Genomic DNA, 14452 nt, shown 5'->3' with positions numbered 1-14452 from the left:
CAACCCCGCCAATTTGGCGGGGCTTTTTTTTGTTTCCAAGGCCACTCCAAAAGACCAAAACTGGTATTTCTGAGAGTTGAGCGCTTCAGCCTTTTTGTCGTTTCATCCATTACCAGGGCAAAACTTTGCCCCACTAACAAGGATGATAGACATGCAAGTCCCACTTGAACCCATCAGCACCACCCCCCTCTCCACTCCACGCCTGGATACGACCTTCGGCACCCTCGGCACGGTTGTGTGCAACGCAGCACTGCTGGGTAATGGGGTGTCTGCCTCGTCCATCTATGGGGTGATTATGCGCCCTGATCGCTCAATGGTGCTCGTCAGCAGCTACGCCGGCCATGCCCTGCTGATCGCTTTGAATGAGGACGGCAGTCTGGACCGGAGTTTTGGTAGCGGTGGCCATGTCGCTGAAAATTTCGATGATGAACGCAACAGCGACGGTATCAATATTCAATTGATGCCTGACGGTCGATTGCTGCTGACAGCCATGATCGACGATGAGGATGAGTTCATTCCAGGGTTCGCCATGTACCTGAGCAATGGGCAACGTGACCGTACTTTCGGCACCGAGGGCGTGACCATCGTCGAGCTGGGCTCCTCTGGAAAAACCGCGGCCCGGACCTCAATGGCACGCAGTGGGGCTCGCAATGGCAACCACAGCTCATCACCCATCGTGACTCCCAAGGGCCAAATACTGATTCCTTTCGTGGTCGACAATTGGTTCGACGAACCGGCCAGGACCGTTCTGATCCGCCTGGCCCAGAACGGCAAACTTGATACCGGATTTCACGGCAAAGGCTACACCGAGATCACTTACAAAAACGGCCCCTGCCAATTGAATGGAGTCATCGCACAGGTTGTGGGCAGCCTCGAACCACGCCTCGTATTGGCCGGTCAGCATAGAGCAGGCGCATTGCTGGCTGCCCTGACCCTGGACGGTGAACCCGACCTGTCATTCGGCGTAGCGGGCTTCACGGACATACCTGGCAAACGCGCCTTCCTGTCACTGACCCCGACACCGGATGAAAAATTGCTCGCTTCTGGCTATTTTTTGACCGACCAGCAGACTACTGCCGGCTGGACGGTCAGGTTTACTGCTGACGGATGGATCGACCAGAGCTTCGAGCCTGTACTTACCCCGGCCGACACCCGCACCTTTCGTTTCGAGCGCGTACAACCGGACCCCGATAATTTGATCCTGTGTGCCGGCCAGGTCATCTCGCCAGGGCCACGATTTCATGGCGTTCTGGCCCGCTACCTTGCCAATGGCCAACCCGATACAAACTTTGGCACTCATGGTTTGTTCGAAGAGCCGGAGGGAAGTTTCTGGGACATTCTCCTTAGCTCCGGTACCCGGTTGCTCGCAGTCGGCGGGCAGGCTGATAACTCGGCGGGTTCGGTACGACGCTACGAACTGGACGCCTGAGTCTTGAATCCTTTTCGAGCGTTTCCTTAGCATCTGCGTGGGGCCGCGGCCGTTCATCAAGCTGAACGACAGCACCACGCTTGTCTCTCAACCCCGCCAATTTGGCGGGGCTTTTTTTGCCCTGAAGAAAACCGTTTTCTTACATTTGTGGCTGACTTCGCCCACAAATCGAATCCATTTCGGCTCGACATTTTTCAAGGTCAAATAACTAGGATCATTCAACGGTTATTAACTACGGCCGAGAACAACATCATTTGCCTAATCAGCATAAACCGAATGGACTCAAACATGCTTAAACCGACAGTTGGCCCAATCATTGGTCATACGACAATTAATCATGCACGCATTTTCTTGCGCGGCGAAGTACAAAAGAACACCCTGGCATATGCCGGAATTCGTTATCGGCGCCGCGGCGAAGTTCTTTGGTCGCCGGGTGTTTTTACCAGGCTCGAACCCGCGCACGACATGTCCGAAGTCATCGCACTGAACGGGCTTTGTGCCGATACCGTCTATGAATATCAGGCGGGCTGGTTCAAATCCATGCACCCGACACCTCCCGCGGAGGAGTCGCCTCTGCACTGGCCGCAACAGATCTATCGTTTTCGCACCCGCTCCACTCAATCAACCCGGCCCCGCGCCTACCTCACCGGTTCCTGCCGTTACCTGCGCATGACCGCGGGCATTGCCGCGGCACCGCATCTGGGAGACAGGATCTTCGCGTCGATGTCACGCCTGGCGGAACTCGCCGACCCGCCTGTCAGCGCATTGGTGATGACCGGCGACCAGATCTACGTCGATGACCTGAACGTCTTCGCGCCAGACCGCAAACTCAAGGACATCCTGCAAAAGTATCGCGTGGCCTTCTCGCAACCCAGGATCGCCGATTTAATGTCCAGCCTGCCAACCTATATGATCCTCGATGATCACGAGATAGAAGACAATTGGCCGGCCAACAAAAGCAAAAGCGATGATCTTTTATATCTCAACGCTCTGAAAGCCTATGAGATATATCAGGCCAGCCATGGTCCCGCCCACGAACTTTGCGCAGACGGACAAATAAACAAAAAGCTGGATAAGTACTGGTATCAGATCTTCGAAGGGGATATCGAATGGTTTGTAACCGACAGCCGCACACGCCGAAATTTAAGTGCCGATGATCGACGCATTCTTGATGCAGAACAGGAACAGGCGCTGTGCACCTGGCTGATCAACAGCCCGGCCCGGGTCAAATTCGTGGTCACCAGCGTCGTGTTTTACCCCGACCGGAAAATTCTCGATGGCGATGCCTGGAAAGCCTTTGCGCAACAACGCCTGCGCCTGCTGGAGACGATCCGCGAGCACAACGTAAAGAATGTCATCTTCATTTCGGGCGATGTTCATGGCTCCCTGACCAGCCGACTGAAGCACAGTGCCGATGCGGATTTCGAAGTTCACACCATCGTGTCATCGCCCCTGTGCAACAGCAAATTGCTGCCCTACGCCACGCAATCCTCTTTTATCCTCGACCAACCGCTGGCACGGACGGCCACAGGTGACTATCAGCATGAATTGACCAGCCCGGTGATCAGCCAGGACAACTTTGCCCACCTGGTGGTAGAGGCCGGGCACATTCAGGTGAATTATCACGATCGCAATGGCGGACTTTTGCAATCGACCAGCATTTCGTTGCGATAAAAGATCCCAGCCTGCGGCAGCTCCCACACTGGAATGCGCTCCATGTGGAGCTGCCGCAGGCTGCGATCTTTCATGGGCCGGCACTTACTTTCAGCCCCCTACTGAAGAAATCTTCGCCCCTGCCGACATATTCTTATAGCACTTGGCCTTCATGTCTCTTGTAAGTCGGTGTCGCAATGATGCAACCTTGCCGCACGCAATAATCGAGAGGGCGTGAGCCCGGCGCTATCAGCACATTCGAAGCGAGTTCCCTCCATGAAAAGCCAACCCGATGCCGCCAGCCGTATGGTGGCCGAGGTAGTGACGCAATTGCCTGTGCCCTCGCGGCTCGGCATGCTGCGTTTCGAACGGCTGAATGAACCTAGCTGGGCACTGCTGTTTCTCGATCCCAACTGCGAACGGCAGTTCGGCCTGCCGGCGGTGGACCTCTGTGCCTTGGTAGACTCGCCCTACGCCAGCCTGATGGAGCCGCAAGTTCGTTATCAACTGCACGACGCAATCCAGCAACAGTTGAGCGAAAGCACGCACTACCTGATCCACTATAACCTGCACACGCCCTCAGGCTCCCTGAACCTCCTGGAGATGGGCGAAGCCTACAAACAACACAATCGACACCTGTTGCGTGGCTATCTGATGGTGATCGGCGGCCTGTTCGAGGATAACCCGCTGCAGACCGCCCTGGACCTGGAAACCCAGAACTCGCGCCTGCAGATCGCCCTTGAGCTCAACCAGCGTACCCAGCAGGAGCAGTTGCAGCATCTTGACCGGGTGCGCGCTCAGCAAGACCTGATCCTGCTGCTGACCCGTCAACGCTACAGCAGCAACAACTCCTTGCGAGAAGCCGCCGAACTGATCACGCGCAGTGCTTGCGACATTTACCAGATCGACTGTGCCAGCCTGTGGAATCTCGAAGGCTCAAGGCTGATGCCAATCTCGGCCTATCACCGTGCAACCCACGAGTACCAGTTACCGGAACCGATCGACGTCAGCGACTTCCCCGACTATCTCGATGCCTTGCACACCGGCCGCGCCATCGACGCCCACAACGCCATGCGCGACCCGCGCACCCGGGAAATAGCCGAAAGCCTGCGTCCGCGCGATGTCAACGCCATGCTCGACGCCAGTGTCCGTGTCGATGGTCAGGTGGTCGGCGTGCTTTGCCTCGAACAAAACGGCGCCACCCGCGCCTGGCAATCTGACGAAATCGCCTTTGCTGGCGAACTGGCCGATCAGTTCGCCCAGGTCATCAGCAACCACAACCGCCGCACCGCCACCAGCGCCCTGTACCTGTTCCAGCGGGCAGTCGAGCAAAGCGCCAACGCCTTTCTACTGGTCAACTGCGACGGCGTGGTGGAGTACGTCAACCCAAGTTTCACCGCGATCACCCAGTACACCACCGATGAAGTCCACGGCCAGCGCCTGTCGGAACTGCCCGCCTTGGAGAACCTCAGCGAACTGCTGTTCGACGCGCCTTCGGCGCTGGCCAAAAGCAACAGCTGGCAGGGCGAATTCAAGAGCCGGCGCAAGAACCTCGAACCCTACTGGGGCCAATTGTCGATTTCCAAGGTCTATGGCGACAACCGCGAACTGACCCACTACATCGGCATTTACGAAGACATCACCCAGACCAAACTCGCCCAGCAACGCATCGAGCGCCTGGCCTACACCGACAACCTGACTAACCTGGGTAACCGCCCTGCCTTCATCCGCAACCTCGATGAACGCTTCGCCCGGGACAGCGATGCGCCAATCAGCCTGTTGCTGGTGGACATCGACAACTTCAAGCGGATCAACGACAGCCTCGGCCACCAGACCGGCGACAAACTGCTGATCAGCCTGGCCCGACGCTTGCGCAACAGCCTGGTCTCGAGCGGCAGCCTGGCGCGCTTCGCCAGTAATGAATTCGCCGTGCTGCTGGACGACAGCGATCCCTCGTCAGGCCAGCAGGTCGCCAATCAGTTACTGGCCACCCTCGATAAGCCGATGTTCGTCGACAACCAGTTAATCAGTGTCACTGGCTCCGTAGGCCTGGCCTGCGCGCCGCTGCACGGACGTGACCCGCAGACCCTGATGCGTAACGCCGGCCTGGCACTGCACAAAGCCAAGGCCAACGGCAAACATCAGGTGCAGGTGTTCACTGAAGCACTGAATGCCGAGGCCAGCTACAAGCTGTTCGTCGAAAACAACCTGCGCCGCGCACTGACCCAGAACGAACTCGACGTGTTCTACCAACCCAAACTGTGTCTGCGCAGCGGTCGCCTGCTGGGTATGGAAGCACTGCTGCGCTGGGATCATCCGGAAAAGGGCATGATCCGCCCGGATCAGTTCATCAGCGTCGCCGAAGAAACCGGCCTGATCATTCCCATCGGCAAGTGGATCGCCCGCCAGGCCTGCCGCATGAGCAAAGCGCTGAGCGCCGCCGGCCTGGGCAACCTGCAGGTGGCGATCAACCTGTCGCCCAAGCAGTTCTCCGATCCGGAACTGGTTGCCTCCATTGCCAACATCCTCAAGGAGGAAGCCCTGCCGGCGCACCTGTTGGAGCTGGAACTGACCGAAGGCCTGTTGCTGGAAGCCACCGAAGACACCCACCTGCAACTCGACCAGCTCAAACGCCTGGGCCTGACCCTGGCCATGGACGACTTCGGCACCGGTTACTCGTCGCTCAGCTACTTGAAAAAATTCCCCATCGACATCATCAAGATTGATCGAAGCTTCATTCACGAAATCCCGGACAATCAGGACGACATGGAAATCACCTCCGCGGTGATCGCCATGGCCCACAACCTGAAACTCAAGGTCGTGGCTGAAGGCATCGAAACCGCCGAGCAGTTGTCGTTCCTGCGCCGTCACCGCTGCGACGTCGGCCAGGGCTACCTGTTCGACCGCCCGATCCCGGGCGCCGATCTGATCGAGAAGCTAAAGCGCTACCCGCGTGGCCCGATATCACTGTAATACACAGATCCCCTGTGGGAGCGGGCTTGCTCGCGAATGCGGTAAGTCAGTCGACATCAATGTGCCTGATAAACCGCCTTCGCGAGCAAGCCCGCTCCCACAAGGGTAGTGCGCATCTGCCAGGTATTGGGCACACTGACGCTCTGACTATTTACAACCCAACCTGACTGAGAGGACTGATCATGGTTCTGCGCTCGGAAATTCTGGTGAACAAAAACGTGCTTCCTACTAAAGATCAAGCTCTGCCCGGCCGCGAAACACCGATGAACCTACCGGAAAGACATTTCGTCCACGACGCCCCGCTACTGGGCCCGTTCGCCACCGATGTCGACTTTGCGATCTTCGGCCTCGGCTGCTTCTGGGGCGCAGAACGTCGCTTCTGGCAGCGTGAAGGTGTGGTCAGCACCGTGGTGGGTTACGCCGGCGGCTTCACGCCAAACCCTACGTATGAAGAAGTCTGCTCAGGCCTGACCGGCCACAGCGAAGTGGTGCTCGTGGTCTATGAGCCGGCAAAAGTCAGCTACGAAGAATTGCTGAAGATGTTCTGGGAACTGCACAACCCGACCCAGGGCATGCGCCAGGGCAACGATATCGGCACCCAATACCGCTCGGTGATCTACGCTACCAACCCGACGCAACTGGCCGCCGCCGAACGCAGCAAAGAAGTGTTCCAGGTCGAACTGACCAAGGCTGGCAAAGGCCAGATCACCACCGAAATCGAAGAAGCTCCAACGGTCTACTTCGCCGAGGCCTACCACCAGCAGTACCTCGCCAAGAACCCGGAAGGCTATTGCGGGATTGGCGGTACGGGCGTGACTTGCCCGATCTGACGCAAAGCACTTGTAGGAGCCGGCTTGCCGGCGATGGCTGGGTCCAGCGGTGACCTTTAGGGCGCCATCGCCGGCAAGCCGGCTCCTACGGGCCGAGCATTACTCGGCAATCAACCAATCCATCCGCCACCCACCCTGGGTCTGCCCAAGCTTCTCGGACAACCACGGCAGCAACTCGCGCAACTCCTCCTCCAGCCCCCACGGCGGATTGGCAATCGCCAACCCGGAACCATTCAGACAGTCCGGCGTATCCAGCGGATGCACCAGCAACTCTACCCGCAGCAACTTCGGCGCACCGGTGCCGGCCAGATCCTGATAGAAACGGCGCAACGCGCGCTGATCCTTCACCGGGTACCAGATTGCCGCCACGGTCTGACGCATCCGGCCAATCGCCTCTTTCAACGATGCGGCGCAGCGCTGCATCTCGTCGAGCTTTTCAAACGGCGGATCGATCAGCATCACCGCACGCTTCTCCTGCACCGGCAACATCGCACGTGGAACATGCCAGCCCTCGCCCAAATGCACCTTGACCCGGCGATCACCGGCCATGTTGTCCTTGAGCAGCAGGCCATCTTCCGGATGCTTCTCATTGAGCATGACCCGATCCTGCGGGCGAGTCAGACGGCGCGCCAGCTCCGGCGAGCCCGGGTAATAGCGCAACTGGCCATCGGGGTTCATCTCATGCAGCACCTGCATGTAATCCGCCGTCAGCAACGGCAGATCCGGCTGATCCCACAAACGCGCGATGCCTTCCAGGTACTCACCGGTACGATTGGCCTGATCGCCCTGCAAGTCATACAGCCCGATCCCGGCATGGGTATCGAGATAGGCGAACGGCTGCTCCTTGCGCGACATCAAGGCGATGAGGCGGGTCAAGGTCAGGTGTTTGAACACATCGGCGTGATTGCCGGCATGGAAGGCGTGACGATAATTCATGGTTGCTCCTGCGCAGGGCGGCAAGTTTACCTTTTACCGGCCGGCAAGTCAGGACCTCGCAGCCGAGTGGCAAACCTGCCCTCCTCCCCCTGTAGAGCTGCCGAAGGCTGCGATCTTTTGATCTTGATCTTGTGACGACGCCTTCACCCGCCGAAGACCGCGCGAGCAACCGCCAACCACCACTTTCAGCACATCCAAGCCTGCGACCCAGGCGTTTGGAGTTAGTTGACCACTATAGGTGTCAAAACTGTTCCCCAAAGACCATTATCAGCAACGCTGCCACTGAAAATGAACTGCGGCCCTATGCCACGCTGTATTGTTTGCGCCGCAGCAGCAATCGCCAACCAAGGTGAGGCGCACCCTGGAAAGCCAAGCGACTCATCAAGATTGCACACGCCTGCTTTGCCCATGGGAACGCCAGCCAGGGCACTTGCAATCGCGCCATGTCGTTGCGAATCGATACCCACCCGCCAGACTTGCTCGATGGAATTCGCGTCCACCGGTACCCAATCGAGGGATTGGCGCGTTGCGTAAACCAAATCATCAGCGGTGGGTTTACGCTCTTGTTCCGGACGGTGGAGGCGGGCGATAGGTACTAAAGTGGTTTGCGTCAGTTGATTTCCAAATAACAGTCCGGCAGCAACTTCTGCTGTGCCTGCGGGAAGCTTCGGAGCAAATTGCAAGGCGACAACCAACAACAACGCCTGATCTTGGATACGATGATCGAGCCAATGATCCACTGCGGTCAGACCACCGACCTCGAGGGGGGTGGAAGATTGACGAATACCCGATTCGCGCCAGGCGCGACGCCACACTCGACGCCATTGCTCCTCCGGTAAACCGGTGTCGACTTCAAGCAAAAGTGCCAATGGCTGATCGTCGGGAAGCTGAGCCAAAACCGACGACACATCGGCGAGTACTGACTTCAAGATGCGCAGCAGCGTTCGCCTGGGATCGCCATCGATACCGCTGACGAGACGGGTGTGACGCGATATCTCTGCGCCCTGCCTCGCTGGCTGCGCTCTCAAAGGTGTAACTCCATCCATTAAATTATCGAGCTGCTGAGTCGGGGGCTCACCTGGAATTCGAACTGCGGTGTACAGGCTAGCTGCCAATACTTTTAGTGAGCTCCGACCCTGAGAAACTTTAAGATTCATATCCTTTTCCCGGGCATCATCCCAACCATCGGCAACAGAATGCTGACCAACGTGAAGCAATAAACGCCCGAAACCCAGCACGCACCAGCCCAGGAAAGGAATTCCGATGGCTGGGAGCCAAAATTCAAAAGGTTGTTGAATAGTAGTTTGGTCGCAAAATAATACGACTCCTCCAACGCCAAGCAACAAGAACACCATCAACAGACTGAACCATAACCAAGCACGCGGTGGGTCAGGACGTAGCGCGGGACTGGGGATCTGATCAATTCTAACGGGCATAACTAAACCGTCCTCACTCTAACATCAACACGATCACTCTCCAGCCAATAACACTTCGTGGATTGACATGCGCAACCAGTACCTCTTTAAGCATCGCGCGCTCGTTAAACCCAAAAGCCGGAGATACACTTAATGAATGAGTGTTAATATTTTATATTATCTACTAGCTTCAATATTTCTGCATAAATAGTAGGTCCATCACTCTCACGAAACTGAACCACACCTGATTCGCCACCATCGTTATGGCCTCTAAATTTCAGCAGCCCATCATCTTTCGTAATATATAGCGGAGAAAAGCAGTATGGAGAGCTTTCATTGCTAGTAGGATGCTTGAGCAAATTAACGAAAAAACTTTTCTTTAGAAGCTCATTATCAGGCTCTCCACATAAAGGATGCGACTGGAAGATATCCGGAATATCACCCACCGTTCGACGCAATTCTTCCACGGTGTATTTTTTACCTAAATCCAACCTTCCAATCCTGTACTTACCAGTTGACATATCTTCATCTACAAGCCAACCAACATTATCATGAGAAGTGCATTCGCAATCACACGCAATGAGGAATGCGTTCTGTTTCGCACGGTTCCATGTCACCTCGACCTTTGGTGTCTCACACGCCAAAACTATTTGCTTAGCAGTATCACTAATATCTAATGCACACTCTCCGGAAGCATTGCATGCTACGCCCTTTATCTCCTTGTGCTCGCTAAGTACATTGCCGGCATGTGCGAGCGAAAAACCGCAAAACAGGATCATGGCAAGGGTAAATGCAGCTTTGATTGAGTAATCATAATTCGCATACATGTTTTCCTTTAACCTCCCCAAGCAGATGAAAATTCGTATTGTTACGATTTGCCGTATTTCCTTGAAGGGTTGCCGAATAAGGAGCGGCCTGAATAATCCCCATTCTTCGGATCAGGCAGTCAGTTGCCCATCGACTTGAGGCAGATTTAGCTCTTTCTTGTACACAGATTTTTAATAAATGCTCCTGGGTTAGCGGTGTCTCGCTGTCTACTCTGCTTCGAATTTCAAGTAATGTACTGCCTTTTTCCAACCCTCCTTGCTGGACACAAAGATCATAGAGAGCTACGTAAGTCAATACACTAATCTCGTTCATGATAGAAGGTGATATTGCTCTCATATCTCTAATGCAGCGCTGTACATTTGAATGATAGGAAGCCGCCTCCCGAAGTTGAATCTCCTGGAATTCTTGCTCACTCCCCAATGAATTGAAGGCTTGTTTCCACCCAGCTCTATTTGTACGAAGAATCTCTCTAGCCCAGGCTAACTGAACTGCTTTATCCGATCGAACCAGCGCACTCCTGAGACGCTGACAATCTGTGTTAGCCGTAAACATCTAGAAAAAGCACCACTTTTGTCTTTTAATATTCAGGAAAGCTGAAAACATGGCCACTAGCGAATACAAAATGACTTACCCCTACTCCACCCACGCAAGCATTGCCACTACAAATCAGCCTCACTAATTAAATCATCAATAAAAACACCCCTCCACATAACCTCTTTCAAGACGCAATTCTCTATTAGCAACTCAGATCGTTGCCCCCCCAATTCACCGTATAATCCGCATGACTCCCGTACATATTTTTCCCATACCCGCTTACTTTTACTAATAGACGAAATGAGATCCGCAGTAAGCAAATTTTTTGCCGCATCCGCAGTTTTATTTTCAATGATTTTATCTTGACGACTTATCTCTCCGCGAATACAGCTAATTATCTTCGGATGTACACCTTCGGCTTTATTGATACATTCAGAGTATTTTTGACCTGTCTTTTCCCATATTGAATCATGCCCTCCATGGTGGCATGCCGCATTAACCTCCGAGAAAAAACCCAAAAATAACACGCAGAATATCGCACTAAGACTACTCAACCTCATACGCCCTCCCCTCCAAATCAAGTAACTTGCTTTTTTCGTCGATTGCTCTTGCCAACAGACCTGACTGCAATGTAGGCGAGCTTGCAAAAAGAGTAGAATTATTTGATATTTTATAATCTTGAACTGCGCGTATAATCTCAATCACTGAGAGCGATGGTACAACCAAGCCATTCAGAGCCCGCTTAATTAATTTTGTTCTCGGACCAAACTGAACACTAGTCGACCACACCATATCATTCAGTGCTGCATCTTTATTATCAATAGGAAACCCGATATCACTCAAAATCTCTTTCACCTGCACGTCGTAATGAGTAACTTTAATATAATTATGCTGCGCACCTCTAAATTCTTCAGGTGAACTATTTGCGATACTTCTCCATTTCTCATTAAACTCAGCAGTTCCAGCATCCAATCCAACAAATGCGTGAGCGTAGGCAGAAAGCTCGATGAATTTTTGAACAACCCCCATGTTTGATGACATTTGATAGACTCCATAGGAGATACCACCATAATCACCTCCTCCTGTAGAAATAACACCAGGCCCTCGACCTCCCGACTCATAACGCTCAGAGGTTTTGCCTAACACCCACAATCCATTTCTTTCACGAGCAAACATCCCAGTCAAACCCAGCGGATGAAAGTGATAAACCTCTCCATGCCCTGGCAGCCCAACCCGCTCCGCCACCTCACTCCACCAACTCAACTGCCTGATTCGCCGCTTCTCCTGAAACCAATTCAAGTTCGGCGTCGAGCCACTATGGCCGAGCAATTCATCAAGCCGATCCCATTTGCCTTCCTTGTAATACCACTCGCTGTCACAACAAACGATCAACTGCGAAATCGCCTGTGCGTGGGCCGGCAGACTGATTGCTGCTCGCAGCTCTTTAGCTGTCATCCGGCCATCCCGGTTGCGGTCGATAATGTCGTACAGCCGCTGCTTCAACGGCCCCGTGTCACCCTCATCCGCAATTGGCCCAAAGCGTTCAAGTTGCGACTCGCTCAGTTTTTTCATGGTACGAAGGAAAGAGGCCAGGAATTCCTGAGGAACGTCGTATTCGTAGATAAAATCGTAGCCTTCCCACGCCCACGGGCTCACCCAAGGCGTGACGCCGATTTCTTCGCGCACCCAGCCCTTCAGCGGAGTGTTATTGGTGTCATGCAACAGTTCTTCCAGGTAATACCAGTTGCACGCCTTGCGGGGCGGACTCGCGGGCATGTGTCGCTTGTGACTGGCCGGTAATTTGTCCAACAGAGTCTTGGGGACGAGCAAGTCGGCAGCACTGAGCGGACTGGAGGCCCTCGATGCTTCCAATTGGCCAACGGTGAGATTGCCCTCCGGCGAAACTACGGGCGTACCCTTGGCGAGCTTGAGCCAGGTTTTGTCTTTTTCCGGCAGGCGCTTGGCCCAGGCCCGACTGGCTTCAATAAACACTTCAACGTCATCGCCGCTGAAGGTTTCCAGGTGGAGCCTTTCCTCCAGCAAGCCAGTACCGTTGTCGTGATACAGGCCAAGATGACCGATCAGATCGCCCGCCTTGACTGCGACGGGGGTACCGAGCACTACCACTTGATCAACCGCTACAGGCTCAATAGCGTTTTCCAGCGCGTCGAATTTCACATATTGGTTTACGCGTTCTAGTTTGCGAAATTCGCCTGTGCCACTGACCGTGATATCTGATCCTGTCGGCAGCTGGAAGATTACGTTGTCTTTAGCAATCACCGGCGAAGAGCGGACGTAAACCTTTGGTTGCGATGACTGGACACGAGTCTCTTTGCGGTCTTGGTCTCTGAGCACTCTGGCAGCGATGTACCCCTTGATAGAACCGTCGGCATTGAGCAGTTCGGCCGGCCCCAAGGTGTTTTCCAACTTGCGGAATTCCCCAGTGCCACTGATGTTCACCTCAGCGCCTCGCGGCAGGAGATCAATCATCTGGCCATGCCACTTGTGACTTACTTGCAGGCCTGACTGCTCAGGTGTACTCGGGTGGAAATCCCTTACGGCTTGCTTCACGCGATGAGTTGGTCGTTCGGGCCAGAAACCCGGGCGGGTGAGTGTGGAATCCCGATACACCGCCCAGTCCTGCAGGTGCATGTACAGGCTGTAGAAAGTCAGGCTCGGCGGCGCATCCGATTTGCCCTGGATTCTGGGAAGTTGCAAACGATGACGCACCAACACGAAGTTGCGTGAGTAGGAGTTCTCGGATGCTTGCTGGTTGGCGGTGTAAGTTGTTTTCGGAGAATGGGTGTCAATGCGGTAAGCCACCACTTCGCCGTCGGCGAGGCAGTGCACGCTGGATTGTTTCAGGGTGCCGGCGGTGCCGCTGTCGAAATGCACACCGCCGTGCCACAGTCCGCCGCGCCCGAGGGGGTAGTAACCGGCATTAGCATTGGCCAGGTGGGTCAGTTGCTCCAGTGGGTTACGGCTGTCCTTGAACGGATGGCACCAGTTCTTCAGCGGTTGCAAGGACTCTTGTGGCAGAGATTTTTCCGGTAAGGGCTGCGCAGTGGTCAGGGCCGGGGAGCTCTGCATGGCCGATCTATTTAAACCTGCCTTGCGACCAAATGAAGACTCGGTGCCAAAAAACCAGATGAGCAAGTCGCGCATGCTGTGTTCACTCCTTGTGTGGCAGCTCTCACGGGGTAGTCAGCACGCATGGCTGCTCCTTCCCGGACCGTGCCGAGACGGTCAGGTAGGGCCGTAATGCATGCTGGTGCCAGAGGACAGGAGCTTTGGCTAAGCGGACTTGGTTTTAAATAGGACGTTTTCACGGAGCTCGTAGGAGGATTCCGAATCTTGAGTGCGCTTAATCCGTAAGGAAAATCTCTTGCTGAGAAGATGTCCATGCACGGCCACTTCTTTGATCGTGTCGACCTAGCGATGTGGGCTTCCCTCGGACCGCTGCAATCGCTGGCAGAGCCCTTTGCGAGCAGGTTCGCTCCTACAATGGGAGAGCCGTGTAGCAGGAAGGGGTTGGTGCATAAATCGCGTTTGTTTAAGAACTCTCTCGAACACTCCTTGAAAGCTACAAAATCTTGCGTCACTGCCTACAGCTACGCCAGAATCCGCCCGCTTGTGCGCCTCGGAGCCGCTCGGTAACTTGGCTTGCGTCACTGCCCATCAGTGATCGGGTTTAGTCGCCTGTAGTAGCTAAGTTGTGTAAGCGCCATTCAATCAGGTATGCCGTACCTGTTGTTATGGTGGCTGTGCGCAGGGCACTTTCGAGTGCGCCGATTTCTTAGCTCGTCGGTCGACTAACCTGTGCACAGCTGCCTCCATTTGTTTAGTCGCGGACC

At 54.7% G+C, this 14452-nt stretch carries 10 protein-coding genes; 4 read left to right on the top strand and 6 right to left on the bottom strand.

The genetic code is table 11. From position 1 onward, the window contains the following. The first annotated feature begins 151 nt into the window (after positions 1–151). The 4 genes from ASE98_RS18045 (at position 152) to msrA (ending at position 6885) form a co-directional block, all read left to right on the top strand. Complete coding sequence (locus ASE98_RS18045; protein ID WP_060542686.1) at positions 152–1429, top strand: hypothetical protein; 1278 nt, start codon at positions 152–154, stop codon at positions 1427–1429. A gap of 288 nt (positions 1430–1717) precedes the next feature. Beyond that, positions 1718–3103, top strand: a complete 1386-nt coding sequence (locus ASE98_RS18040; protein WP_060542685.1) for an alkaline phosphatase D family protein — start codon at positions 1718–1720, stop codon at positions 3101–3103. Positions 3104–3358: 255 nt separating this feature from the next. Further along, positions 3359–6055, top strand: a complete 2697-nt coding sequence (locus tag ASE98_RS18035) for a putative bifunctional diguanylate cyclase/phosphodiesterase (protein ID WP_060542684.1) — start codon at positions 3359–3361, stop codon at positions 6053–6055. Positions 6056–6237: 182 nt separating this feature from the next. Further along, positions 6238–6885, top strand: coding sequence for a peptide-methionine (S)-S-oxide reductase MsrA (msrA, locus tag ASE98_RS18030; protein WP_060542683.1), 648 nt, complete (start codon positions 6238–6240; stop codon positions 6883–6885). Positions 6886–6984: 99 nt separating this feature from the next. On the opposite strand, the gene ASE98_RS18025 is transcribed toward msrA, so the two are convergent. The 6 genes from ASE98_RS18025 to ASE98_RS18010 all read right to left on the bottom strand — a co-directional run bounded on the left by ASE98_RS18025 (position 6985) and on the right by ASE98_RS18010 (position 13763). After that, positions 6985–7821, bottom strand: coding sequence for a 23S rRNA (adenine(2030)-N(6))-methyltransferase RlmJ (locus ASE98_RS18025; protein WP_060542682.1), 837 nt, complete (start codon positions 7819–7821; stop codon positions 6985–6987). Between the two features lie 221 nt (positions 7822–8042). After that, the gene (locus ASE98_RS18020; protein WP_236707817.1) at positions 8043–9176 is read right to left on the bottom strand and encodes a hypothetical protein; all 1134 of its coding nucleotides are present in this window, start codon (positions 9174–9176) and stop codon (positions 8043–8045) included. Between the two features lie 224 nt (positions 9177–9400). Next, positions 9401–10063, bottom strand: coding sequence for a hypothetical protein (locus ASE98_RS18015; protein ID WP_060542680.1), 663 nt, complete (start codon positions 10061–10063; stop codon positions 9401–9403). Continuing rightward, complete coding sequence (locus tag ASE98_RS26675) at positions 10047–10616, bottom strand: hypothetical protein (protein ID WP_156465522.1); 570 nt, start codon at positions 10614–10616, stop codon at positions 10047–10049. Before ASE98_RS26675 ends, ASE98_RS18015 begins: the two co-directional genes overlap by 17 nt. A 107-nt stretch (positions 10617–10723) precedes the next feature. Beyond that, positions 10724–11158: a hypothetical protein gene (locus ASE98_RS26670; RefSeq protein ID WP_156465521.1), complete on the bottom strand. Its 435-nt coding sequence runs from the start codon at positions 11156–11158 to the stop codon at positions 10724–10726. Further along, positions 11145–13763 (bottom strand): hypothetical protein, encoded by a 2619-nt coding sequence (locus ASE98_RS18010; protein WP_060542679.1) that lies wholly within the window; start codon positions 13761–13763, stop codon positions 11145–11147. The genes ASE98_RS26670 and ASE98_RS18010 overlap by 14 nt, the downstream gene beginning before the upstream one ends. Between the last annotated feature and the right edge of the window lie 689 nt (positions 13764–14452).

Source organism: Pseudomonas sp. Leaf48, from assembly GCF_001421885.1.
In the GTDB taxonomy this organism is placed as follows: domain Bacteria; phylum Pseudomonadota; class Gammaproteobacteria; order Pseudomonadales; family Pseudomonadaceae; genus Aquipseudomonas.
The sequence above is the reverse complement of the archived record's forward strand: the minus strand, read 5'-3'. Positions and strand labels throughout refer to the sequence as shown.